At 47.9% G+C, this 23732-nt stretch carries 22 protein-coding genes and 1 CRISPR repeat array; of the genes, 5 read left to right on the top strand and 17 right to left on the bottom strand.

Features of this window, described 5'->3' with window-relative positions; translation table 11 throughout:
- Positions 1–709 precede the first annotated feature (709 nt).
- Positions 710–1180: a helix-turn-helix domain-containing protein gene (locus ACZYR9_RS16635; protein ID WP_488979611.1), complete on the top strand. Its 471-nt coding sequence runs from the start codon at positions 710–712 to the stop codon at positions 1178–1180.
- Between the two features lie 121 nt (positions 1181–1301).
- Positions 1302–1562, top strand: a complete 261-nt coding sequence (locus tag ACZYR9_RS16640; protein WP_488979612.1) for a DUF1450 domain-containing protein — start codon at positions 1302–1304, stop codon at positions 1560–1562.
- Between the two features lie 46 nt (positions 1563–1608).
- On the opposite strand, the gene queC is transcribed toward ACZYR9_RS16640, so the two are convergent.
- The 3 genes from queC to queD all read right to left on the bottom strand — a co-directional run bounded on the left by queC (position 1609) and on the right by queD (position 3558).
- Positions 1609–2304, bottom strand: coding sequence for a 7-cyano-7-deazaguanine synthase QueC (queC, locus tag ACZYR9_RS16645; protein ID WP_488979613.1), 696 nt, complete (start codon positions 2302–2304; stop codon positions 1609–1611).
- Positions 2305–2377: 73 nt separating this feature from the next.
- A complete protein-coding gene (locus ACZYR9_RS16650) occupies positions 2378–3037 on the bottom strand; it encodes a 7-carboxy-7-deazaguanine synthase QueE (RefSeq protein ID WP_488979637.1) in 660 nt (219 codons plus the stop codon).
- A 44-nt stretch (positions 3038–3081) separates the two neighbouring features.
- Complete coding sequence (queD, locus tag ACZYR9_RS16655) at positions 3082–3558, bottom strand: 6-carboxytetrahydropterin synthase QueD (protein ID WP_488979614.1); 477 nt, start codon at positions 3556–3558, stop codon at positions 3082–3084.
- Positions 3559–3768: 210 nt separating this feature from the next.
- Here queD and ACZYR9_RS16660 point away from each other — a divergent pair, with 210 nt between their 5' ends.
- Positions 3769–5133 carry an RsmF rRNA methyltransferase first C-terminal domain-containing protein gene (locus tag ACZYR9_RS16660; RefSeq protein WP_488979615.1) on the top strand — a complete coding sequence of 455 codons (1365 nt, stop codon included), beginning with the start codon at positions 3769–3771 and terminating at the stop codon, positions 5131–5133.
- A gap of 123 nt (positions 5134–5256) precedes the next feature.
- Here the strand turns inward: ACZYR9_RS16660 and ACZYR9_RS16665 are convergent, their stop codons facing one another.
- The 11 genes from ACZYR9_RS16665 to ACZYR9_RS16715 form a co-directional block, all read right to left on the bottom strand.
- Positions 5257–6300, bottom strand: a complete 1044-nt coding sequence (locus tag ACZYR9_RS16665) for a hypothetical protein (protein ID WP_488979616.1) — start codon at positions 6298–6300, stop codon at positions 5257–5259.
- Positions 6301–7092: 792 nt separating this feature from the next.
- Positions 7093–8310: a CRISPR direct-repeat array (repeat unit 32 nt; unit sequence ATTTCAATCCACGCATCCGCGTAGGATGCGAC).
- 168 nt (positions 8311–8478) lie between these two features.
- Positions 8479–8769, bottom strand: a complete 291-nt coding sequence (gene cas2 / locus ACZYR9_RS16670) for a CRISPR-associated endonuclease Cas2 (protein ID WP_488979617.1) — start codon at positions 8767–8769, stop codon at positions 8479–8481.
- A 9-nt stretch (positions 8770–8778) separates the two neighbouring features.
- The gene (gene cas1c / locus ACZYR9_RS16675) at positions 8779–9810 is read right to left on the bottom strand and encodes a type I-C CRISPR-associated endonuclease Cas1c (RefSeq protein ID WP_488979618.1); all 1032 of its coding nucleotides are present in this window, start codon (positions 9808–9810) and stop codon (positions 8779–8781) included.
- Positions 9807–10466, bottom strand: coding sequence for a CRISPR-associated protein Cas4 (gene cas4, locus ACZYR9_RS16680; protein WP_488979619.1), 660 nt, complete (start codon positions 10464–10466; stop codon positions 9807–9809). Before cas4 ends, cas1c begins: the two co-directional genes overlap by 4 nt.
- On the bottom strand, positions 10456–11316 hold the full coding sequence (gene cas7c / locus ACZYR9_RS16685) for a type I-C CRISPR-associated protein Cas7/Csd2 (RefSeq protein ID WP_488979620.1): 861 nt from the start codon (positions 11314–11316) through the stop codon (positions 10456–10458). Before cas7c ends, cas4 begins: the two co-directional genes overlap by 11 nt.
- Positions 11317–11330: 14 nt before the next feature.
- The gene (gene cas8c / locus ACZYR9_RS16690; RefSeq protein WP_488979621.1) at positions 11331–13229 is read right to left on the bottom strand and encodes a type I-C CRISPR-associated protein Cas8c/Csd1; all 1899 of its coding nucleotides are present in this window, start codon (positions 13227–13229) and stop codon (positions 11331–11333) included.
- Entirely contained in the window at positions 13226–13945 is a 720-nt protein-coding gene (gene cas5c, locus ACZYR9_RS16695; protein WP_488979622.1) for a type I-C CRISPR-associated protein Cas5c, read from the bottom strand. Before cas5c ends, cas8c begins: the two co-directional genes overlap by 4 nt.
- Positions 13946–14168: 223 nt before the next feature.
- Positions 14169–16592, bottom strand: coding sequence for a CRISPR-associated helicase Cas3' (cas3, locus tag ACZYR9_RS16700; protein ID WP_488979623.1), 2424 nt, complete (start codon positions 16590–16592; stop codon positions 14169–14171).
- Between the two features lie 608 nt (positions 16593–17200).
- Positions 17201–18010: a Cof-type HAD-IIB family hydrolase gene (locus ACZYR9_RS16705; protein WP_488979624.1), complete on the bottom strand. Its 810-nt coding sequence runs from the start codon at positions 18008–18010 to the stop codon at positions 17201–17203.
- A gap of 25 nt (positions 18011–18035) precedes the next feature.
- Positions 18036–18785, bottom strand: a complete 750-nt coding sequence (locus ACZYR9_RS16710) for a pseudouridine synthase (RefSeq protein WP_488979625.1) — start codon at positions 18783–18785, stop codon at positions 18036–18038.
- Between the two features lie 2 nt (positions 18786–18787).
- Positions 18788–20257 (bottom strand): RsmF rRNA methyltransferase first C-terminal domain-containing protein, encoded by a 1470-nt coding sequence (locus ACZYR9_RS16715; RefSeq protein ID WP_488979638.1) that lies wholly within the window; start codon positions 20255–20257, stop codon positions 18788–18790.
- Positions 20258–20481: 224 nt separating this feature from the next.
- Here ACZYR9_RS16715 and ACZYR9_RS16720 point away from each other — a divergent pair, with 224 nt between their 5' ends.
- Positions 20482–20964: a thioredoxin family protein gene (locus ACZYR9_RS16720; RefSeq protein ID WP_488979626.1), complete on the top strand. Its 483-nt coding sequence runs from the start codon at positions 20482–20484 to the stop codon at positions 20962–20964.
- A gap of 75 nt (positions 20965–21039) precedes the next feature.
- Here the strand turns inward: ACZYR9_RS16720 and ACZYR9_RS16725 are convergent, their stop codons facing one another.
- Genes ACZYR9_RS16725 through ACZYR9_RS16735 form a run of 3 tightly spaced genes read right to left on the bottom strand, consistent with a single transcriptional unit; the run spans position 21040 to position 23420 of the window.
- Positions 21040–21456: a DUF309 domain-containing protein gene (locus tag ACZYR9_RS16725; RefSeq protein ID WP_488979639.1), complete on the bottom strand. Its 417-nt coding sequence runs from the start codon at positions 21454–21456 to the stop codon at positions 21040–21042.
- Between the two features lie 40 nt (positions 21457–21496).
- Entirely contained in the window at positions 21497–22300 is an 804-nt protein-coding gene (yjbM, locus tag ACZYR9_RS16730) for a GTP diphosphokinase (RefSeq protein ID WP_488979627.1), read from the bottom strand.
- A gap of 16 nt (positions 22301–22316) precedes the next feature.
- Positions 22317–23420, bottom strand: a complete 1104-nt coding sequence (locus ACZYR9_RS16735; protein ID WP_488979628.1) for a quinone-dependent dihydroorotate dehydrogenase — start codon at positions 23418–23420, stop codon at positions 22317–22319.
- Positions 23421–23586: 166 nt separating this feature from the next.
- On the opposite strand from ACZYR9_RS16735, the gene ACZYR9_RS16740 reads away from it, so the two are divergent.
- Positions 23587–23724, top strand: coding sequence for a hypothetical protein (locus ACZYR9_RS16740; RefSeq protein WP_488979629.1), 138 nt, complete (start codon positions 23587–23589; stop codon positions 23722–23724).
- Positions 23725–23732: the final 8 nt, after the last annotated feature.

Consider the following 23732-nt stretch of genomic DNA (forward strand, 5'->3'; position numbering starts at 1 on the left):
TCCTCTCCAGCGAATTTTCCATGCTTTTTTCGTTTACCAATCCCAGGCTAATTAAAATATAAAACGTATTCCTCTATATATTAATGAAAAATGTGACGATCCTGCAAATCGGGCAAATAAAAAAAGCTTCTAATCGAAGCCTGTTCAATGAAGAACCATTCGTGTTTTAGAGGAAGCTATACTTGAAATATCAGAATCGTAATCCTCCGGATCAAACCTATAGATTCTGATATTACAAAAAAACGCTGTTCTTTGCAAAACGCAAAGAAACACCGCTTCGCTGAAAGGTTCTGTTGATAACGGCCGATCGGTTGTGCTATTAACCGACCTTAGACTTCAGCTTATGATCCTTTTCCTGATTGCAAAGCTCACACCGGCAAATTCCCGCACTGTAAAGGGAACGGTTATAGTAATGAAATCCGGAGGAGAAAACGGTTTCGCATTCTGAATATTTCAACGTATGGATTTCTTCGCACAAAATACAATAGTACATATTGCTCGACTCCTTTTTTACGTATACGACAATTATATACAATTTGTATCAAAAACTCTACAAAAAGTTTCAAAGGCGTACATCCCCTATAGTCAGCTGTCTATTCTGAACCGGTCGAACATTGTATTTGCTAATGTATACTGATATTATAAATATGTTAACCTTTGTTTACCTTGTTAGATTTTCGTTTTTTATCCTTTTGATGAGAGGTTGCCTATGGATTTCTACGATCAGTTAAAAGACATGCGCAAAATGAAAGGGTTCACGATTCGCGAGCTGGCGGACCGGTCCGGCGTCTCGGCGGCCTATATCTCCCAGCTGGAGAACGGCAACCGCGGCGTTCCCTCTCCCGATGTGCTGATGAAGCTGTCGGAAGGGCTGAATATACCTTACACCGATCTGATGCAGGTTGCCGGATACCTCGAGAAATCCTCCGTGGAGAAAGAAAGTCGCGGCTATGCGAAGACCCGCATAAACCTGCGAAGATTTCTTCGTGAGAATGATTTGGTTTTTGACGGCATTGAGCTTACCCCTGCAGATAAAGAATGGATTGAGCGGATGCTCACCGTCCTCTTCTGGAAGCAAAAAAAGCTCCAGGATCAAGAACGGTCCTCCCCAGAGTACAATTCGGAGGCTGAGGCTGCAAATTCGGACACCCCAAAGTTTACATATCCTCAAGAAAAATAACGTCTTTTGACAATTTTAAGGCATGATGTCCCCTTTTGTTGACGCTGCCCGGGCACACCGATATAATTACAACCGTCGTGAAGTACGCCAAGCAGATTCCCGGATAAAGGATGTGCTGCCTTTGAAATCCGTATTCATAGAATATTGCAGCAATAATCTACGGAATATGAATGAACGGACTTATGAACATATGGAAGAAAACCACCCTCATCTTGCTCAAAAGGTAAGAGGCTGCCTGGACCGCTGCGAGCAGTGCAAGCTGCATCCGTTTGTCATCGTTAACCGTCCTAAGAAGTGGTTCCGTTACGACCCGGAATATATGGAAGCAGCCGGTTCGGAAGAGCTGATCACCGCCATCGAAAGGGTACTGAAGCAAACATAAAAAATCCGGCACATCCAACTCCGAGGAGTTGAGGTGCCGGATTTTTTTATTGCTTGCCCTCCCGATACGCAACCGGGTCCACCGCATTCGCATCGGCAAAGCCCTTCAACCTGAGACGACAGCTATCGCAGACCCCGCAGGCCTCCTCCTGCCCGTTATAGCACGAGGTCGTAAGCTGATACGGCACGTTAAGCCGCATCCCTTCCCGGATAATTTCGGCTTTGGTCCAATGAATAAGCGGCGTTTCGATCCGGATCGGCCCCCCTTCAACGCCTACCCGGGTAGCAAGAGCCATAACCTCCTCCACCTTGCGGATAAACTCGGGACGGCAATCCGGATAGCCGCTGTAATCGAGCGCATTTACACCGATATAAATCGCTTCCGCCCCGCTGACCTCGGCATAAGACGTCGCGATTGAAAGGAATAACAGATTGCGCCCCGGTACATAAGTAATCGGAATATCGGAATCCACCGCTCCGCTCTCCCCCGCCGGCGGCACCTCGATGGAATCATCGGTCAGCGCGCTGCCGCCGAATTCTTTAAGGAATCCGAGCGAAATCACCCGATGTCTGTCCGACACTCCATAGAAGTCGGCCACCTGCCGGGCATTGTCAATTTCCCTTTTTTGCCGCTGCCCGTAATCGAAGGTAATCGGATACAGCTCATAACCCGCTTCCCGCGCAATGCCCATGCACGTGGTGCTGTCCAGCCCCCCGCTTAAAATGACGACTGCTTTTTTCATAATTAAACACCATCCCTGCTTATACTCTCGAATATCACGGTTAATCCTTAAGCGCGGAAAAGCCCGGCTGCGCTCATACGCCGCGCATCGCCGGGTCCCAAATGATTTTGTGCATTTGCATATTCAGCTTGACCTGGGACAATCCGTGCTCAAGCATCAGCCGGACAAGCTTGTCCGGCGGCATCGTTTCCCATACGGGGCTGAACAACGGCAGCGCGGCCGTCGGGTATTTTTCCAATACGGCTTTGGCCGCCAGAAAATCGCGGTCGCTGCCGATCACGAATTTCAACTCGTCTTGGGGACGGAGCCTGGACAGGTTGGCTGTGATCATTTTGTCCTCTTCGCCGGAATCGGGCAGCTTGTAATCCATAATATAGCGAACCATCGGCGATTCGATCCTCTCGAGGAATGGAGCGAGATCAATGGCTCCATTCGTCTCGATATGCAGATCCGTAAACTTGCCGGCAGCGGCCAAGGCTTCAATTAGTGCGGCAGACCTGTCTCCGTAGAGCAGCGGTTCTCCGCCCGTCAGACACAGATGCTTTGATGAATAACGGGTTGCTTCCGCCACAATTTCTCCTATGGTCATAACGAATTCCGCTTCCGCCGGAGGATAGCTGTATTTGGTATCACACCAGGTGCAGCGCAGATTGCAGCCGAACAAACGTACGAAGACGGTCGGGAACCCTGCTCTTGTGCCTTCTCCCTCCACCGTTTCAAAAATTTCCACCATGGGCAGTTTGATTTCTTTTACTTCCAAGCGTGGTGCAGTCTGGCTCAAGAGGGTTCATCTCCCATCAACCGCGCCGTCACCGCAGCATAGCTGGTCGGGGTCTCCCACAAGCGGACTTCATCTACCCGCACCGCAGGGTACAGCCCTTCGCCGACTAAAGCGTCCCGCAGCTGCTCATACATCCAGACGACCATATTTTCAGCGGTGGTGTTCATCGGCGGCAGAACCTCATTCAGATAACGATGATCCAGGCGATCAATGATCCGGTCTTTGGCGATACGTTTAATATCGGCAAAATCAATCGTAATGCCCCGCTCGTCCACCTTGCCCCGCATGATGACCTGCAGCTTATACGTATGCCCGTGCAGGCTTTTGCACTTGCCCTCATAACAATGTAAATGGTGCGCGCTGTCGAATGTGAACTCCTTTGATACGAGCACTTCTCTGTCATGATACTTGAGCTGGCTCTTTTGTATGTCTTCCCCTAACATTTGTACTTTTTTGGGGATTTCGTATTCCATTAATCATTCACCTCTTTACCCAAAGATAAACGCGATACCGTTCATTGAAGACGATGCGTTTGTCATGGTGATTCAGATACGGGTATAGAGCCTTGAAGACCACCTTTCTGAATCAACGAATTATTATATCATGCCGGGTAGACTTCTCACAATATGGCGAAACTTGTATAATGAAGAATAGTTTGCGCAAAAAGGAGTAAACCGCATCCTATGATCCAATTACCTGCAGCATTTATCGAACAAATGAAATTACAGCTCGGCGAAGGAGCGGAAGCGTTCCTTGAGAGCTATTCGCTTCCCCGGGTCCAGGGACTTCGTTTGAACCCTGACAAAATGGGCGGCTTCGCCTTTGAAACGCTGGCGGAGCTGTTCGGCCTACAACCGGTGCCCTGGTGCGATACCGGATTTTATTACCGTGAGGAAACCAAACCGGGAAAGCATCCTTATCATGCTGCCGGCGTGTATTATATTCAAGAGCCTTCGGCCATGTCGGCCGTCGAGCTGCTGGATCCCAAGCCGGGTGAGATTGTATTGGATCTTGCCGCCGCTCCGGGAGGCAAGTCAACACAGATTGCCGGCAAGCTTGCGGGACGGGGCCTCCTGATTTCAAATGAAATCCATCCTGCACGCGCCAAAATCCTGTCCGAAAACAACGAGCGCATGGGCGTCCGCAATGCCGTTGTGGTCAGCGCGGCACCACAACAGCTGGCTGAACGCTTTCCGGTTTTTTTTGACAAAATCATGGTGGACGCCCCCTGCTCCGGCGAAGGCATGTTCCGGAAGGATCCGGATGCGATAAATGAATGGTCGCCTGCACACGTACAGATGTGTGCAGCAAGGCAGGAGGACATTTTGCACGCTGCCGTCACGATGCTGAAGCCCGGCGGACGGCTGGCCTATTCCACCTGCACGTTCAATGAGCTTGAGAATGAACGGACGATCGAAGCGCTTCTTCAGCGGTATCCGCAGCTTCAACTTGAGCGTATGGAGCGCATTTGGCCGCATCTGCACGCCGGGGAAGGTCACTTTGTCGCCACCCTGCGTCTTGCGGAAGAGCCGGGAAGCCTTACGGCGGAAGCGTCCGTACCTCGCAAAAACGGATCACGAGGCGGACGAAGACAGCGCCCGGAAGAGGAAGCCATGCGCCTGTTTGACGGCTTCGCCGCGGAGATGCTTCATTCCGACAGGTTCGAGCTGCCGCCGGGGGAGCCGCTGCTGTTCGGCGAGCAGCTGTACTGGTTACCGGCGGTGATGGGCTGTCCGTTTCACAGCGCCTGGCTTCAAGGCATGAAGGTGCTCCGTCCGGGTCTTCATCTGGGAGAGGTAAAGAAGGGACGGCTTGAGCCTGCCCATGCCCTTGCTCTTGCCCTCCCCTCCGCCTCGGCTGTTGCCCAGACGGCAGACTTCGCGGCAGAGAGTTCGGAAGTGCAGCGCTATCTTAAAGGTGAAGTGATCGAACGCAGTGCTTCGGGCAGCGGCTGGATCCTGGTTACCGTAGACGGTCACCCCCTCGGCTGGGGCAAGCAAACCGGTCGGCAGCTGAAGAACCACTACCCCAAAGGACTAAGGCGCTAACTGAAAGCGACCGCTACCCTGAAGGTTATGCCGTGACACCGTTTTTCAGACTTACAGCACGCTTCCTTCACAGAAACAGGCTGTCCCGCTGCAGGATATCTGCTTGCGGTTCAGCCTGTTTGCTTAGTGCACTTGCTCCGTCTCGAACAGCACTTCTTCGATCAACCGGTTTCTATGCATCATCGTCAGATTGATCGTTTCATAATCCTTCTCTTTATCCAGCTCTTCCATCAGCAAGGTTGCGATCAGTTCACGATCGTCCGAGCTCCCCGGCTCCCGGAAATCAATGAAGCCCGTAAGCTGCCGTTCACTGATATCAATCGTAGCCGTTCCGATCGGCAATCCGCCGCGCGACTGCTGATAGATCTCATAAGTGAGCACATCCCCGTCATCACGCGCCAATACGATCGAATACTCCCCCTGCAGCGAGCTTGAATAGATATCGGGATCATCGATTTCGTCATCTGCCGACAGAAAGTCCTCATGCGTCAGCTCTATGGTTTCAATGATTTCGTCAAGGTACTGCATATGAATGACAAATCCGTCCACTTCATCATCGTTAAAATCAAGAATGATTAAATCGGCGATGATGTCCAGCTCATGGTCCAACGGCCTGATCAGCCAATGGACGGTTCCCGTGACGATCCGGTCTTCGATATCGAGGAATGCTTCGGCGACCAAATCGTCCTCTTTGTCATAAATATGGTACTCCATCGCATCTTCGTCTTCGCTTACAACGACCAATTCATAATCGGCCATCGTAACCTCTTCCCGTTCGTTCGGTTGCTCATCCTCCAGACGTGTGCCATAGTCCACCCAATCGGTATCATGGTCCCGTTCTTCTTCGGCAGTGGAATGAAGGGGATGGACCGCCCCCGCAGTTTCTGCCGCTATGACATGATCATAACTGCTGTAAGTAACCATCACCTCGCATTCCCGGGCCCGCAGAGCGTCCACTAGCGCCCGGACATAAGTGTGCACCTGATCGGATACTTCTTCTTTTTCGGTGTCGGACAGTACATCTTTCTCCAACTGGAGCGCGCCCGCAATTCGGTCGGATTCCCGATAGACTAAAGACAACGTTCCAACAAAACGATTTTTGTACAAAATGTCGCAAACCTCGCCGCCGGCCGTTTTCAAATCCGGTCTAAGCATGACATGGTTCATTCCGGTCCCCTCCAGACTGGCACAGTAATTTCCTCATTAGCATGTCCAATCCTGCCCAAAAAGTATACGCTTTGGGTGATCCGTCCAAATCAACTCCGCCTATCCTGCAATTAACACCTGCCCATAGTTTATGCTTTTCAACTGCATAAGGCTGTCGCTTCCTTAGCATTTAAAGTCCCTCAGAGATTTGATTTTGACCCAATCATATGGAGTACATACTTTATCTATTCTCTTAAATCGACTGTTAACCGGTTAATTAACCGCTTATAATAATCGAAGTCCGTTAAAGGATACGATTAATGTTGCTCCCAAATCTACAAAAACCCCTTGTCATAACGTTAACCAACCCGGATCGAAGCCAAGCGAGAAGTTTTAATCCGAGCGAGAAGACAATGCTTTGCTTCATAGTCGAATGTCTTTCTGCTTAATCGAACCGTGTAAGGTAATTTGCTTAAATTATCGGCCCTCAGCACAATGCTGATCTAGGTTGTATCCGTACCGGCAACACCAATATTTATCCCAAGGGTTGAATCCGCGAGTGCCGAGGCATCATTAACTCATCACCTATCATAGCAACATTACCGTAATCCTTCTGAAGCTCATTGATATAATCAAATTATCTAGCAATAATATTTTTTCCTTAAGATGACAATTTCTTCTAATGATGAATGTTAAATTTCTAAGATGTTACATGTCGATGCCGCTTTTAAGCCTGTGGTTCTTAACATTTCAATCCACCGCATCCGCGTAGGATGCGACGGTGGAGGAAGCGTGGGAACGCATACTGGCGATATTTCAATCCACGCATCCGCGTAGGATGCGACTAGCGTGAGGCCATCCGTTGCGGGCTTCGGCGATATTTCAATCCACGCATCCGCGTAGGATGCGACCGTAACAAAATGAATATTATGTTTCTCTAAAAGAATTTCAATCCACGCATCCGCGTAGGATGCGACGTCCGTATCGAACTCAGGTGGATAATATTCATTTGATTTCAATCCACGCATCCGCGTAGGATGTGACTTCGGCCGCTTCCGCATGTCGGCGGGCCTCGTCATTTCAATCCACGCATCCGCGTAGGATGCGACCACTCCGAATAAAGAAGCTAGGTGATGCCAATGTATTTCAATCCACGCATCCGCGTAGGATGCGACTTGTAATACGGCTGTTAATCATATCACTGTGACATTTCAATCCACGCATCCGCGTAGGATGCGACCGCACATCGGTACGCCGTCATACTGGTTCGTTGTATTTCAATCCACGCATCCGCGTAGGATGCGACGGCGCGGTGAAATGCTTCCGTTCTGTCCGAAGTGCATTTCAATCCACGCATCCGCGTAGGATGCGACACACCATTTTTGACAATGCGTTGTTCTCCATGAATTTCAATCCACGCATCCGCGTAGGATGCGACGGTCAAGCGCGCCAAGCATCCCGGTCAAGCCCCATTTCAATCCACGCATCCGCGTAGGATGCGACAAGCCCACTTACATGCAAAATACGTGATAATGATATTTCAATCCACGCATCCGCGTAGGATGCGACCATACCATGTGCCCAGCTTATCCAGTTCATCAGCATTTCAATCCACGCATCCGCGTAGGATGCGACGAAATCAAAAGACCTAAATATAGGTGATCAGTACATTTCAATCCACGCATCCGCGTAGGATGCGACGGTTTGTCAGTTATGCAAGGACCTAGCATAGATATTTCAATCCACGCATCCGCGTAGGATGCGACATTCGGTCGATACGATGGCCTCCGGCCTAGGATGATTTCAATCCACGCATCCGCGTAGGATGCGACGCGCCGGATCGCATTCAATTATCTATACAGGTGGTATTTCAATCCACGCATCCGCGTAGGATGCGACTGCCAATGGGAATATCTTATAAATCGTCTTCATATTTCAATCCACGCATCCGCGTAGGATGCGACTTGACGCAGATCATGAACCGATCATAAGCGAGGAAATTTCAATCCACGCATCCGCGTAGGATGCGACTGCGATTTTTGATCCAAATATGTCCGAAACTTCATATTTGTGATCAAAAATGCGCGAAAATGAATAAGTATTATGAATAAAATGGATAAAAAAGAGAATAATTTTACATTTTTAACCATATTATCAGTGCGAATGTCCCCAGCCATCCATGTTCGCTTCACATTCGCACTACAAAATCAAAGGACCTTCTAAATCAATTGACTCTTTCACACCGATATGCTCCACCTTATTCTTGTAATTATTACCCAACTGATAGAATCTGAGGCTGTCTTGTTCTTGGTTAATAATAGCAAGAAGCTGTAATTTTAAAACAGTATATTGAGCAGCATCAACAACGCACTCAAACACTGAATTTTGAACTCGCTGGCCATAATTTTGGCATATTTTCGAAAACTGTCGCAGTCTTCTTTGCCCTTCACTACTGACTGTACTTACATCATACGTTACCAGTACCAACAAATAATTCACCTACTTCCATAAGAAAGGCGGATACTCATCTAAATCATTACGCAAATAACGGGCTAATAGTAAGGATTGTGCATGCGGGACTAACCCCCACGAGATCTTCTCACCAAGATAGGGATGTGTGATCTTCTCTTGCTTCTTATTTTGCCATGCGGTTAGAAACTTTTTTCTCGCCTCATCCTTCATCATGACGGCGCCATTCTCTTTTTTCAAAAAGTCCTCTTTGCTCACAATCCTCTTGTTAATTAATGACAACACAAATTTATCTGCAAAAACACCTCGCAATTCTTCCATCACATCCAGAGCCAGAGATGCGCGCCCCGGCCGGTCACGATGCAAAAATCCGACATATGCATCCAATCCGACACCTTCCAGCGCAGATGCCAAATCATTCGCTAATAGCGAATAAGCGAACGACAACATCGCATTTACGTTATCCAAAGGTGGCCTTCGGGAACGCGAGTGAAAGTAAAAATCGTCTTTTTGCTGCAAAATCATGTGGTCAAACAGCTTATTGTAGCTAATAGCCGCTTGACCTTCCAGCCCTCTTAAACGTTCTAAATTCTCACATGTCCTTACTTCCAACATTACAGCGGTTAGCTGCTGCGAAATGGCTTTGAACTGGTCAACATCAATGCGTAAAGGGTAATCTCTGGTCATTCTCTCAATAATCCATTTATGATTATAAACCTTGCCGATAATAAAATTCCTCGCAATCTTCGCCGAAAGAGCCTCATCTTCCGATATAGCATATTGTTTCTTCCTTAGGACGACATTGCCCTTGCTTTCCCCGATCACTCTAGCAAGGAACCTGCCGTTCATCGTGTAAAACACTAATGAGATATTGCGCTCCGCACAATATCCCATGAGCGCCGGACTTGCACCTGTATAACCAAATGCGATAATTGATTCCAGATTATGCAACGGCAGCCTGCCAAGCTTCTCCTGTTCCTTAAGCAGAACAATGTTATCTCCATCTAGAGATAAATAAACATCGGATGTCGTAATAAATAGCGTATTCAGCAGCTTCTTCATTCTTTAATTCTCCCTTCAACATAACTCTTAACGGTCCGTTTATTCATGAGCTCCGGCAAGCAAACATGTTGAAGGGAACAGCTTCGGCAAAAAGACCCCGTTTTTACTTTGGGCGAATGCTTGCGCTTATAGTAGTCTTGCATTTCGGCAACAACTAGCTTTACTTTATTTTTAATAGCTGTGGATAGCGGCACTTCAACCCGATGTTTGATTTCATTATAAAATAAATAGCCTGTATTTATGTCGCACAGCAGCATTTCCTCCAGACAGATGGCTTGTGCAGCCAACTGTAAAATATCCTCATCGTTTTGTTTTGGCTTTCCGTGTTTATATTCGACTGGATAGGGAATGTATTTGCCTTCAGCACTATTAATTTCAACACCGCTATCGTTTCTTATAAATTCTACCACATCACAAATACCTGATATCTTAAGGTTCTCCGACTTTACAGGCATTGCGCGAACGACAAGCTTATTTCCTCGCTTCTCTCTTACAAACGGCTGATCGGCATTCCGGTGAAGATGCTTCCCTTCAACGGTTCTGACGTTCTCTTCCCATTGTTGCTCAATATGAATTAACGCCCATTGACGTTTGCAAAATCGAAAATGCTGTATGCCAGACAACATTAAATAATTATCGTCACCATTACTGCCCATTGATGCTCTCGACTTTTAATCCTTCTAAAGGCTGAACCGTAAACTTGTAATCTTCGAACGTCTTGGGTTCCTCGCCAAGTTTTTCAAACAGTAGAGACCGGTGTACCTTAGCGGAAGAATATTGGCCCAGTTTGGAATTATGCTCCCACCAATATACCGTGTGGACTTCCATGCTTCCTTCCGGTCTGGCGGATGACGCGTCGTTCTCAAGCAAAGTTATGAGCGCTTGCTTAATCTTCTCGGCGTCCCTATTCGTAAATCCGGTTTTCTTGGCCAGCTGCGGATTAATGCTACCATAAAAAATGTAAACACCCGAATCTACGCGATGCTTCATTCCCATCGTATCCGAACCTCTTGCAGCACCAGGCTCGGAATTGACGCTTTTTGTAATTTGCATACTAGTAATATCAATAGGATCAATACTTGTTGCCGTATGGATAGACACTGGACCTCTTACGCCGACAGAAACACCGGCCCCCTTATCCGCTTTGAACGCAAATACTTGGCCAAAGCTTCGGACGTCCAGCCATTCTTGGCAAGCGACTCTGGCAAAGTCATCACTGGAGCTTGTCTTAGACTTCAGAATTTTCTCCAGCTCGGCATTTGCATCCGCGCGCTCTCTTAAACTGTTATACGAATCTGATTTGCGATCATTGGATTGAACAAAGATAGATTCGCCCATATCCTGAAGACGATTCCTAATCTTCCGTTTGAGTGCAACATCCGAAATCTCGCCATAGCCGTCGTAGTTTTGCCGCGGCCGATTACCATTGAGGGGATCACCGTTAGGATTAGCTTTGGATACGGACAATACAACTGCAAAATCAATTTTATGATCTAATATAGTCATGCTATCTCTCCCTTTTAATCAGATGCAGCCGCTGCATCGTCATTATTTTCTTTCTTCTGAAAAAGTTCATCCCGTTGACTATAGAAGCCCAATAAAAACACTTCGGATAATGGCTTATTATTAAATTCGGCGACCGGAATTCGTGAAGCTACTTCATCAATAATCTTGGATAAATAGATCCCCTTTGTTCCAAGCCTGGCCTGATACGGCTGCAAGCAATTCTGAATGGTCTTCCAGGTTCTTGCCGGATGTCTGGAGAAGGAATTCATATAACGAATGGCGTTGGTGGCGCGAGTTTCTTCAGCACCCAGTGCGCGTCTTTCCAAAACATCAGCGACGGCTAACAAGCGGCCGAATAAATAGTTCCGATCATTATTTTCTTTATCTAATGCCACATCGAATCCCTCCTGTCTATTTTTGATCAGGGCGCACGTAATACTCAACGTCTTCTCCCATTCCCATTTTTCCATCGACATGGGGTTTGACGCTCGGTTGCATGCGCTGTTTACAATATCCAAAGGAATATTTCGCTCGTCGACAATGCATGGCAGCATCCGCTCCATCAACCCTTTGACCATCTTGTCACTTGCTCTTGGCCCGTATGCGGCAAAAGCGATATCCTTCGTGGCGGGGGCCCCATAAAATTGCACATAATCACCATTATCAACCTTATGATACCGATGCAGCCATACACAGGTGGAATGCCATTTCACAAGTCTGTCCAAATAGAGCTCCTTGTTCATATTCCGATAATACAGCACTGCCATACGCCCTGTTGTTGCCGAATCCAGAATCAAAATATTCACCTTTGCATCGGACGAAACCGACAACCGATTGCGATACCCGTCCAACGCCTTGGAAACTTCTCCGGCGAACTCCTTATGAGTAAATGATATTCTCTCTTTGACGGCAATTGGTTCAGGAGCGATCGAAAAAAGATCCTCTGTAGGTCCCGGAATATCAAGATCATCATTACCCCACACAAGAAACACACGCTGATCAATGATTTTTCCCTGACGATTAATGAGCCACTTCAATGCATTATGCGCTTTTTGAGATACATCATAACTAATGCTAGCCGCTTCATTGCTTTGATTAAACCGCCCTCGAAACGTAAAGCCGCTGGTGTCATTGGCCGAAATTAACTTTGCCTTGTCTGCCGCATGTCTTATTTTGTTGGCATGCTTGTCCGTGGCAGGGAGTACTCTCCCCGAGACATAGCAAAGATCCTTTTCGCCCAACCGACTACTGTAAAACTGGATGAAGGAGTCATATACTTCCTTATCCTTCCATACCTTTGTTAAAATTCTATTAGGGGAATAGACGTTGAACCGAATGAATGCACTCCCTTGCTCGCCGCTAATAACTGAGAATATTTCAGGTCTTGAGCCATATAACGCCTCATATTTCTTATCCCACTTATCAATTAGGCGATTTTCGGCATCTACATATAAAATCTTATGCTCTACTAAGTCCTGAATGAGTCGGCCCTTGCGCAAATAATAATAGATGCTCTTTACCTTAGCGGCAGCATATGGAGAATTAGTCCAGTCTTCAAGCTGTTTAATATAGTATGTAAAAGGCTCTTCTTTTTTGATTTCACCACCATAGGCTGCATAATCTCCCGCAACATAATTCAATTTATCATGAAGCGGGTATGGCGCAATCTTTGAACCTGCGCGGTTTGCGGCATCTTCGGTGCATGGAATTAATGTATTTGCATTGCTCTTGTCAATGACAGTCGCCGTATGAAACTCGCCATCTTCCGTTATTTCCACTTCGATATGCGCGTTTTGCGTAGTATGAGAGACAGGAAGCAGCGTGTACTCTTGTTCGTTATGTTTTTTTTCAATTTTACCGACGAGATCAACATTAGCTTCATAGGTCTCATACAGATTTAGTAACCAGCTCATGGATTCCCCCCCTCTTCAAGTCTTTCGAACAGATCATCTGCCGATTCAACATTTGAACCGTTGAAATGCTTCGGCTCCATATCCGTAATCTTACGAACCTGAGCACACTGTTCAGGTCTTATAAATTGGATAATGCCGTCCTTCATAACCGGATTCCATAGACGCACTTCCAAGTGGTTACGACCTGTTTCATCCGGATAATTGATGCCATGTACCATGCTTCCCAGATGAATATCGCCATAACCGTCGTAAAATCCGTCTCCTTCACCAAATACGCAAGGTTCAACATAAGCCTGGCATTCTCTGGCGCCGAGGAAAATATCTCTTCTACCGCCAGCCTGGAGAGAGCGCTTCATAATAATGTGATGTTTGTGTTCGTTACGGTCAAAAGCCATATCGGGCCGGTTCATGTTGAACTCGAAATGTGCAATTACTTGATAACGTACATCTCTCAGATACGTATAGTTGGCAAGTGTATTCCCTCCGCCATAATCAATCGGGCGAATGCCTTTGGATTCCATACGTATTGATTTCATGATCCGTACTGCATCGACGATCATTATGATCGTGGGTTTCCAATAAACGCTTTCAACAATCCCCTTTAGAGCTTGGTACGTAGGCACTTGATAGGAAAGTTTTTCCCCACCAAGTTTAGTTAAGGGATCCGTGAACAACGCGTAAGCACCATGTATGACAAACTCGATCGAGTTCCTCATCATTTCACCTCCTATAATTTAATATGGATATAATTTGATATAATTAAATAATATTCCATTCATGCACCCTAGTAAACGCAATTTCCATAACACATTATAAGAATTTTTCAATAAAACTTAGGTAATACTATAATCCTCAATATTTAAATAAAGCGTGGATTGAAAAATATAGTGCGGAATGTGGAAGCCTATCCGAACGATTAGATACGATTCTTGTTCATTTTCAAAACATCCCCAATTCAAATTGGCAGTCATTGTCGAGATCAAAGCCAAATTCCTTATTATAGGCGCTTTCTTTCAATGCGAATACTTTCCCGTCGAGCAGCCTTACCAGTCCCCCATTCTGAGCCAATTGATCCCTTTCGTAATGAAACAGATTAATCGTATACTGCTGGGCTTTTTGCAATAAACGTGATAGCTCCTCAATCGACTCTTTGCCATTCAGCTTTGCAATAATGTCTTTGCCTTCATGGTCATAAGGGACAATAACAGAAGTGGTCCGATCGTCGATAACATGAAAATATTCTGCCGCCGTTCGATAACTATTGACAATAAATAATGGCAAGCTTTCCTTCCTATGATGCGTGTAGGCTTGGTTATACGAGTTGTGTTTCCTATCAGATGCCAACAACTCTGTCATATCTTTCTCTAATTTGGGGATAAAATAGTTCAAACTGGATTCGAATTCCGTATAAAACTCTTTAAAATACCTATTCATAGCCTGAACAGATAAAACATGGCCACCATGGTGGTTCCGGTTACGCCTGAGATCAACAAGGATCCGTCTGGATAATTTCTTCCCAACCTTTATTTCCAGTAAATGATCCAGTTTCTCCTCCACATGATCAATGACATAAACTTGCTGTAGTTCCCGCTCCCCATGACGGTTGCATCTGCCTGCAGCTTGCGCGATGGAATCCAACCCCGCCAAAGAGCGAATCACACAATCGAAGCTTACATCTACCCCGGCTTCAATCAGTTGTGTGCTGATGCATATGACTTTCTCGTTCTTCTCAAGATGTTCCCGCACTTGACCCAATATGTGATACCGATGTACGGCGCACATTGATGTGCTTAAGTGATATATGGGGATATCACTCCCCTCCATTTGACGATATAATCTTTTCACAACTGTTTTCGTATTCAAAATAACAAGCACATTCTGAACCTCAACCATTTTCTCTGCAATAAAATCGGCAAGCTTGTCATTGTTGAACGTTTCATCCGTTGCTTTATCAATAATTTCCACTCGTTTAAAAGCCTCAATCACTCGATCCAGGTTTTTAACCATTTCAGCATCTGCATCCAGCACCAGCTTATGCTCGACAAAATCCAAGGCAGGCTGGGTTGCAGTGCAAAGAATAATACTGGAATGGCCATAGGTTTTCAAAAAATTCATTGCTTGATTAAATAACGATACACAAGAAACGGGAACCTTCTGCACCTCGTCAAAAATTATCACCGACTCGCTTAAATTATGCAGCCTCCGAATATTTCTACTCCCTTTGGCATAGAACACATTCAAAAACTGCACCATTGTTGTAAAAATAATCGGCGAATTCCAGTTATCCTTGGCCAGTTTCAGCTTTTGACGTACATTGATCAGGCCATCCTCGTTCTCGTCGTCATCATCCCCATCCTCAATGACGTTCGAATGATGTTCCAAAATATGTCCAATATCCATGAGGATTTTGCGAACTTCTTCGGCGTTCTGCTCAATAATCGTTGTATACGGAACTACATATATGATGCGCTTCTTGTCGTGCAGACTGGCATGCCTGAGCGCATATCTTAAACTGGCCAAAGTTTTTCCGCCTCCGGTTGGAATCGATAACGTATAGATCCCCGACGGCTTTTCGGCAAAGTGATCGCATTGATCGGACATTTCTTTCCTAAGCACATTAATTGGCGTTGTTGCGGCGTCTAGTGCTTGGTAGGAGTGAATCCTTGTCATAAGCCTCTCATAATAAGCATCGAACAAATTCTTGTGGCTCTGTTCTGCTTCGCCGGTCGTATTTTCTTCAAATAACCTGGTGTTCGTTCGATCGGCATCGATTAAAGCGCTAAAAATAAATTTGGTCAGGAACATCAGCTTGCTTTCACTATTTTCCACAAAAGGTTTCATCAGATAAGCTTCTAATTCTACTAGTGCTTTAGACGCATATTGCTGTAATTCCACCTCGCTGATCACATTGTCAAAAAAGCACTGCATAGACCTGTCAAACTCATTTAATTGTTTTTCACGCACGCGCTTCAAGTAAGGTGACTCCAAATCTGGATTTAAAAAATCGTGAAGATAGGAATGATGCGATAGGATCGCGTTTCCTACGACTTCGGCCAAAATCCAATGAAACCGGGATGGATTCCCTGTATGAAACAGTTGGTATATTAACTTTGCGCCCGCCGTCGAATGGTCTACACTGCCTCTCTTCGGAGGAGAGTCCGGATTTCTCACTGCCTCTATTATGTAATCTCTAAATTCATAGGAGTACTTGCCCATATCATGAAGTATGCCCGCAAGACCTGCTATATGCTTGACGCCAATCTTCTCCCCGTATGATTCCGCTAAATCTTTTACTCCAAGCAAATGCTCTGAAACACTTTGAATTTGATTATCAGTTTCTCGAATATGGGCGATGTAGTTCATTTTATCACTCCCAGTTCTGTACTTTTGCTTAGCTAAAATAAGAATACATCATCTTATGGACAACAAGTTGTCAGGGAACATATGTTTCGATTATATGCCTTAATATCTCGGATGGCGAGAAGATAAAACTAAAACACATCGAAGTTTAAAAGGGCATATTGAAGCGGAAAGCAAAATTCATCAAAATAGGATTGCAAATGATTGGACCCTAACCTGGATAAGTACACAGGATTTAAGCCTCTACGTTCCGATCATGATATGCAACATTTTCAGAAAAATTATCATATCTTAATTTGTAGTATGATGTAGACTAATGGAAAAAGTCCATAACTTCGACCGAATAGATGCTATGCAGCAGCCGACTCTGGTAACCATTAATGAGCTACACTATTTTGTTTGTAACATTGGAGATCATCGTAGGAGAAGGTTTGAATATTATTTTCGAAGATTTCATTTTGACATTCAAATGGAATTAATAAAAAGGGCGGGGAGTTTCCCGTCCTTTTTTTGTAGAGGCTATTCATAAACACATTGATTTCCCATTGGCTATGGAAAGAGAAAACCGGAATTCTTTGCGCCTTTATTTCAGCCTGCACACTAAATCAGACTTATCTCGTTAATTCCGAACAGATATGACGCAAAAGCGCATCAGCCACGCCATCTTCATTATTTGAAAGCGTAATTTCATCCGCGGCTAGCTTAACCTCTTCCGGGGAGTTGCCCATGGCAATGCCAAGCCCGGCAAAGCGGAGCATGTCGATATCGTTGTAATAGTTGCCCATGGCCAGAATAGAGGACCGTTCAATCCCCCACATCTCGGAAAGCTTGCTCAGCGCGCGCCCCTTGGATACGGAGGTGAGCATGACGTCGATAAAATGCACTCCGCTGCGAATCGCATGCAGCGAAGGCGGCAGGCCAAGGGAATCCAGCTGCTGTTCCACCCGATCCATCGCTTCCTGCGAACCGAACATGGTAAATTTCACGATAGGTACCGATAAGGCCAGCACATCTTCGACCTGCTCCGGAGCGGCCATATATTTCTCGTACATCGCCGCTTCGACCTCTCCAACGTGTTCTATATACATTTTCCATGAGGTATTCAAATCAAAATGCACTTGCTCCGCCCGGCAATATTCGATTAACCCCGCAATATCCCGGATCGGATAAGAGAATTCATGCAGCAGGCGAGAGCCTGGAGTCTCGACCGTAGCCGCACCGTTATGGGCGATCAGCACCCCCTCGAATCCCAATTGTTCCATGAGCGGAACCGAGCTCTCCGGAGCTCTTCCCGTACAAAGCACGATGCGGCTCCCCGCCTCATGAACCCGGCGGAGGGTGGACACCGTTCTCTCCGTCAGCTCATAGCTGTCGTTTAACAGCGTTCCGTCCACATCAAGCGCAATTAATTTATACTGCATTTCGTATCCACTTCCTTCTCCTGCTCTATTGGGTTTCGTCATGCTCCTTTAAAGACAGCAGTTCATCTTCCGTCAGCTCCCGGTACTTCCCTACTGGAAGAGTCGGATCAAGCTTGAGCGGTCCCATCGTAATTCGTTTAAGAAAAACGACGCGTTTGCCGACGGATTGGAACATGCGTTTCACCTGATGAAACTTCCCCTCCATAATGGTAAGCTCAATGCGGGAAAGCTCGGACTGCGCCGGATCCCCCTTGTGCAGAATGTGAAGCTCCGCAGGCATCGTGACGTACCCGTCATCCAGCGTGACGCCGCGGGCAAACGCCGCCCTGTCGCTTTCATCAACGGCTCCCTCCACATCGGCATAATACGTTTTAGGCACATGCTTGCGGGGGGACAGCAAATTATGAGCCAGCTTGCCGTCATTGGTGAGCAGCAGCAGCCCTTCCGTATCTTTATCCAGCCGTCCGACGGGGAACAAATCAAAATGGGCGTACCCGCGATCCAACAGATCCACAACGGTACGGTCCCGGGTGTCTTCCGTAGCCGAAACTACACCCTGCGGCTTGTTCAGCATCAGGTAAACGAATTCCCGGTATAACACCGGCTCTCCGTCCACAATAATTTCATCACGCTCCGGATGCACCTGCTGTCCGCTGTCTTTGATTGTTCTGCCGTTCACGCTGACGGCCCCGCGTTTCACCAGCTGCTTGATCTCGCTGCGCGTACCGAAGCCTGTATGGGCGAGGAGCTTGTCCAAACGCAATGTTGCTTTCATCTCTATGTCCACCTCCAGCCGGGAGGATATTCGTTTTTCAGCAGGCCGTCCTGCCATTTGGCCCAGCCGACGGGAAAACCGTCGATGCAGACGAGGCAGTAGCCCTTGGCAGGCACGCCTTCTCCTGCGGTGTGCAGATCCTCTTGGGCGAGCATCAGCGTCTCGCCCTTCAAATAGCGTACGGCCTGCGGATCGTCGGCCGTAAAGCTTACCGTACGCAGCGCATCCTCCGCGCGCAATCCCATCGCCAGCGCGTGCGACGGCACGAAACGCTGGCCTGCGGCGCTGCCGAGGTACCAGCCGGGCCGGATCACCCGGACTCCGTCTAAGATCGGCAGCCCTGCAGGCGCGGCGTACGCGTGCTCGCCGCGGAACACAAGCTCCGCGGCAGCGTACGGCACCGCCGCCAGCTGCTCCGCCGCGAAGCGCGCAAGCGCCTCGCGCGGGTCGGCCGCCGCCTTAGCGGGCCGCTTGCTTTCGCGGCGCGGCGGCTTTGCCGCCCGCCGCATTGCGGGCCTCGCGTCCGCCTCCACAGGCACGGCCGGCCCGTGATGGCGCAGCACCGCCACATAGTGGCCTTCGCCCGCCAGGCGGTGGGGCCACAGCCTGGCCGTACCGGCAGCCTCGGCCGCGCGGCCGCCGCTTTCGCCCAGCCAATCCGGGCGGCCCGGCATCCAGCCGCTGCGCTCCGATATCGGCATTACCTCGAACATAGGATGCGCCTCGAGAAACTCCGCAATCACCGCTTCATTTTCCTCCGGGGAGAATGTGCAGGTCGAATAGACCATTTGACCGCCGGAGCGCAGCATCCGGGCGGCCTGCCTCAGCAGGATCCGCTGCATCGCAGCGTACTTCTCGGGCCAATCCGGCCGCCAGGCCTTCGCCATATCCTCTTCCTTGCGGAACATGCCCTCGCCCGAGCAAGGGGCATCGATCAAAATTTTATCGAAATATCCGGCAAAAGGCCCTTCCAGCTTGTCCGGATTATCGTTGAGAACGACCGCATTTTGAACTCCGTTGAGCTCCATATTTTTCACGAGGGCCTTGACCCGTTCCGGATGCACATCATTGGCGACAAGCACACCGGTTCCCTGAAGCTTCCCGGCAAGCTGCGTTGTTTTGCCCCCCGGCGCCGCGCACAAATCAAGCACCCGGTCTCCGGGACGTACGTCCAGCAGCTCCGCAGGCGCCATTGCGCTGGGTTCTTGTATGTAGTATAGTCCCGCATGATAATGCGGATGCTTGCCGGGACGCTCTCCTTCACGATAATAGAATCCGGTATGTGCCCAAGACACAGGATCCAGCTCCAATGGCGTCAGCTCCTGAAACCGGTCCGCCTTCAGCTTCAACGTATTGACGCGCAAACCGAACAACCGCTCCTTATCGTATGAAGCCAGAAAATCCGGAAGCTCCGCTCCCAGCAATCGTTCCATTTTATCCAAAAATGCTTCAGGCAGCATCGGTACCGTCATCACTTCTCAACTCTCTTCAATTGTTCTAAAACATGTAGTCCCATTGTACTTTTTATCATCCCGCGCCGCAATGAACCGGCTCCCGGAGGGATCTCACCCGACCATTTCATCGGCAAGTTCGAAATTCCTTCATTTTTAGTGTATGATCATAGAAGGAAACCAAACAGTAAGTAACGAATATTTTGAAAGATTGTTACATCTTTAATATGGAAAAGAGGGGCATAATGAAAAAGCTTGGCATTTATTTATCGATCATCGTCGTTCTCTTCGGCGCGCTTTATTTTGTCAACCAGCAATCCAATCAAGCCAAATATGGCAAGCATACGGACAATGTATACGGTATAGACCCAAGCAAGCTTCATCCCGAAACGCTGAAGCTGCTTGACGATCCGAACTACCAGAACATTATTCTGCCCGACGCCTTAGATAAGAAAATCGCCGATCAGGAAGACTTTTTCCTCTACTATTTTGCATCCACCTGCTCCCACTGCAAAGCGACGACTCCCGTGCTGATGCCGGTCGCCAAAGAACTCAACGTGGACGTCAAGCAGTTTAACCTAGAGGAATACCGGGACGCATGGTCGAGGTATAATATTCAATACACGCCTACTTTCATTTACTATAAGGGCGGCAAAGAAGTGGAGCGTCTCGAAGGCGAGCAAACCGCCGATGCGTTCCGGGGCTTTATCGCTAAACATAAACAATAACCAAAGGCATGATTCAATGAAAGCAGCGGACAACAGCTCCGCTGCTTTTATCGTTATCCCGGTCCGTCTATGACACTAATCCTCGTCATGAACCGCCGGAGGATGCAGACGAACCTCCGCCACCAGTGCTTCCAGCTGGGGGTCTATAATAAGGATATCCAAATCGTAAAAAGCAAACGGCTCCTCCTCCAGACGAAGCAGCTTCGCCAAATACGTCCTGCTGTCCTCCCGAAGCCGCTGCAGATCGATTCCCAAACTATCCGCAGGAAACCCTTCCAATTTCTCGATCGCTGCGGTAAACAGCTTGACCGCCCCGTTCACATTGCCGTTCCGATAATGATAAAGGCCTACCGCTACCTGCAGCAGGCCTTGATAAAGAGGATTGCGGCCTTCTTCAAGCCACAATTCCTCCATTACCTCGTGACATTCGAAGTAATCCCTTGCATCATTGAAATAGTATACAAACTGCACATACAAAGGATCGTAGGACAAATTCAAAGGATGGTCCCTCCTATTTTCACCTGGTGCCGGTTTACGTCGTAGTACCTTTTTTGGCCCGTTGGATGGCATCATCAATTTCATTGGATAGGCGCTTTAGCTGCCAAACGTCATCCGTATCCCAAAGCTCGTTGAAACGCAGCTGAAACTGTGCCGCCTCGCGTACCCGGTGGTAAAAATACAGCTCCTGAATGCCGTTAAGCACCCGGTTGACGATGTTGGATTTATCCTCAAACAGCTTTTGCGCTTCCATAATTTCCTCGCGGATGTTGCTCATTTCCTGATCGAGCAGGAACGCGGCTTCCGCCGCTCTGCTGAGACGGGTCAGTACCTTTTCCGGCAGGCTTTCCCGGTATTTATAGTTCAACGAATGCTCGATCGTCGCCCAGAAATTCATCGCCAGCGTGCGAAGCTGAATTTCGGCCAACACCCGCTTCATGCCGAGCGCCGTTTGAACCGGATACTCTACGATCATATGATAGCTGCGGTAGCCGCTTGGCTTCTTATTAAGAATATAATCCTTCTCATAGATCAGCTTCATATCCTCGCGTTTGCGGATCAGCTCGGCTAAACGTTCGATGTCCTCGACGAATTGGCACATGATCCGAATCCCGGCAATATCCTCAATTCCTGTTTCCAGCTTATCCATAGGGACATTGAGCCGTTTGGACTTCTCCAAAATACTCGAAATTCGTTTAACGCGTCCTGTGACGAATTCAACAGGCGAATATTCTTCCCGGATTTTCAGTTCTGCACGCATGGTTTTAAATTTTACTTTCAATTCCTCAACCGTTTGTTCGTAAGGCAGAAGGAATTTTTTCCAGTCGCGTCCGTCCATTCCGTAATCCCCCATTCTACTTGCCTCGATGCGCTGAACCGATCGCTTCGGAAATATGCTTGAAACCATCCTTTCGAAGCAAAGCTCGAAGTCCCTCGTTAATGCGGCCGATGAGAGCAGGACCTTCATAGATTAGACCCGTATAAACTTCAACCAGGCTGGCCCCGGCCCGTATTTTTTCATATGCGTCTTCCGCGGAAAAAATCCCGCCTGAACCGATAATCGGAAGCTGTCCTCCCGTTGCCTTATATACGGAATAAATGAGCTCCGTGGAACGTTTCGTCAGCGGACGTCCGCTCAATCCCCCGGTCTCGTTCCGGTATGCGCTTTGCAGTCCGTCACGCGAGATGGTCGTATTCGAAACGATAATGCCGGAAACGTTGCTCCGCATGATCGTCTCCACCATATATTCCACTTCTTGCTGCTGCAGGTCCGGCGCGATTTTGACCAGTACGGGCTTCTCCCTTCCGCCAAAGCGCGCATGCTGCTTGCGAACCTCGTCCTTCACGGCGGCAAGCAGCCTGGACAAGTCGTCTCCATGCTGAAGATTGCGCAAATCCGGAGTATTCGGAGAACTGATATTCACAACGAAAAAATCTCCGTAACCATACAGCGACTGAATGCATGCGCGGTAATCTTCCTCCGCCTGCTCGTTCGGCGTCGCTTTGTTTTTGCCGATGTTAATCGCCAGCGGAATCGTTCGTTTGCCTTGATCCCGTAAATTTCGCTTCATTCCTTCAATGCCTACATTATTAAAGCCCATACGGTTAATCAGGGCTGTATCTTCCGGCAGTCTGAACAAGCGCGGCAGCTCATTGCCCGCCTGAGGCTTGGGCGTTACCGTTCCAACCTCCATAAACCCGAAGCCGATGTTTGAAAACCCCGGGACCGCCTTGGCGTTCTTGTCCAGTCCTGCCGCTAAACCGACAGGATTGGCAAAGGTGATCCCCCACAGCTGCATCGTAAGCTCCGGAACCGGGCGAACGCCCCATACTGAACGGAGCAGCAGGCGGCCTCCCGGCAGCTTACCTACCGTATGCATTCCGTCAATGATGACATGATGTGCTTTTTCCGGGTCCATTCCGAACAACACCGGTTTTGCTATTTTTTTGTACAGCATGCTTCTTTTCTCTCCCCGCACGATCTCTTGTCTTTTACTCTCTGTTGACAGTGTATCGTTTTACGGGACAAAAATAAAGAGGAAGCGGCTATAAAATCTCCCTGTCTCTGCGGCTGCATTATGTTAATATATGTTTAAACTCACATTTGCGAAAGGGCGGATCACCATGCCGAAGAAGAGAAGCTCCACCTATTTGCAGCGCAAATCGAAGGAGCAGCCAAACAAAAAGCTGATCATTTGGATCAGCTCCATCTTTGCAGCGATTATCATCATTATGGCCGTACTGCTCATCCTCGGCAGCTAGCTCTCTTT

The sequence above is a fragment of the Paenibacillus sp. F024 genome (assembly GCF_057814255.1).

What these genes read in the sequence shown, in the direction of transcription:
- ACZYR9_RS16635 (WP_488979611.1), top strand. Translation starts at nt 710, where the DNA reads ATGGATTTCTACGATCAGTTAAAAGACATGCGCAAAATGAAAGGGTTC.
- queC (WP_488979613.1), bottom strand. Translation starts at nt 2,304, where the DNA reads ATGAAAAAAGCAGTCGTCATTTTAAGCGGGGGGCTGGACAGCACCACG.
- ACZYR9_RS16650 (WP_488979637.1), bottom strand. Translation starts at nt 3,037, where the DNA reads ATGGTGGAAATTTTTGAAACGGTGGAGGGAGAAGGCACAAGAGCAGGG.
- queD (WP_488979614.1), bottom strand. Translation starts at nt 3,558, where the DNA reads ATGGAATACGAAATCCCCAAAAAAGTACAAATGTTAGGGGAAGACATA.
- ACZYR9_RS16660 (WP_488979615.1), top strand. Translation starts at nt 3,769, where the DNA reads ATGATCCAATTACCTGCAGCATTTATCGAACAAATGAAATTACAGCTC.
- ACZYR9_RS16665 (WP_488979616.1), bottom strand. Translation starts at nt 6,300, where the DNA reads ATGAACCATGTCATGCTTAGACCGGATTTGAAAACGGCCGGCGGCGAG.
- cas1c (WP_488979618.1), bottom strand. Translation starts at nt 9,810, where the DNA reads ATGAAGAAGCTGCTGAATACGCTATTTATTACGACATCCGATGTTTAT.
- cas4 (WP_488979619.1), bottom strand. Translation starts at nt 10,466, where the DNA reads ATGGGCAGTAATGGTGACGATAATTATTTAATGTTGTCTGGCATACAG.
- cas7c (WP_488979620.1), bottom strand. Translation starts at nt 11,316, where the DNA reads ATGACTATATTAGATCATAAAATTGATTTTGCAGTTGTATTGTCCGTA.
- cas8c (WP_488979621.1), bottom strand. Translation starts at nt 13,229, where the DNA reads ATGAGCTGGTTACTAAATCTGTATGAGACCTATGAAGCTAATGTTGAT.
- cas5c (WP_488979622.1), bottom strand. Translation starts at nt 13,945, where the DNA reads ATGAGGAACTCGATCGAGTTTGTCATACATGGTGCTTACGCGTTGTTC.
- cas3 (WP_488979623.1), bottom strand. Translation starts at nt 16,592, where the DNA reads ATGAACTACATCGCCCATATTCGAGAAACTGATAATCAAATTCAAAGT.
- ACZYR9_RS16705 (WP_488979624.1), bottom strand. Translation starts at nt 18,010, where the DNA reads ATGCAGTATAAATTAATTGCGCTTGATGTGGACGGAACGCTGTTAAAC.
- ACZYR9_RS16710 (WP_488979625.1), bottom strand. Translation starts at nt 18,785, where the DNA reads ATGAAAGCAACATTGCGTTTGGACAAGCTCCTCGCCCATACAGGCTTC.
- ACZYR9_RS16715 (WP_488979638.1), bottom strand. Translation starts at nt 20,257, where the DNA reads ATGACGGTACCGATGCTGCCTGAAGCATTTTTGGATAAAATGGAACGA.
- ACZYR9_RS16720 (WP_488979626.1), top strand. Translation starts at nt 20,482, where the DNA reads ATGAAAAAGCTTGGCATTTATTTATCGATCATCGTCGTTCTCTTCGGC.
- yjbM (WP_488979627.1), bottom strand. Translation starts at nt 22,300, where the DNA reads ATGGACGGACGCGACTGGAAAAAATTCCTTCTGCCTTACGAACAAACG.
- ACZYR9_RS16735 (WP_488979628.1), bottom strand. Translation starts at nt 23,420, where the DNA reads ATGCTGTACAAAAAAATAGCAAAACCGGTGTTGTTCGGAATGGACCCG.
- ACZYR9_RS16740 (WP_488979629.1), top strand. Translation starts at nt 23,587, where the DNA reads ATGCCGAAGAAGAGAAGCTCCACCTATTTGCAGCGCAAATCGAAGGAG.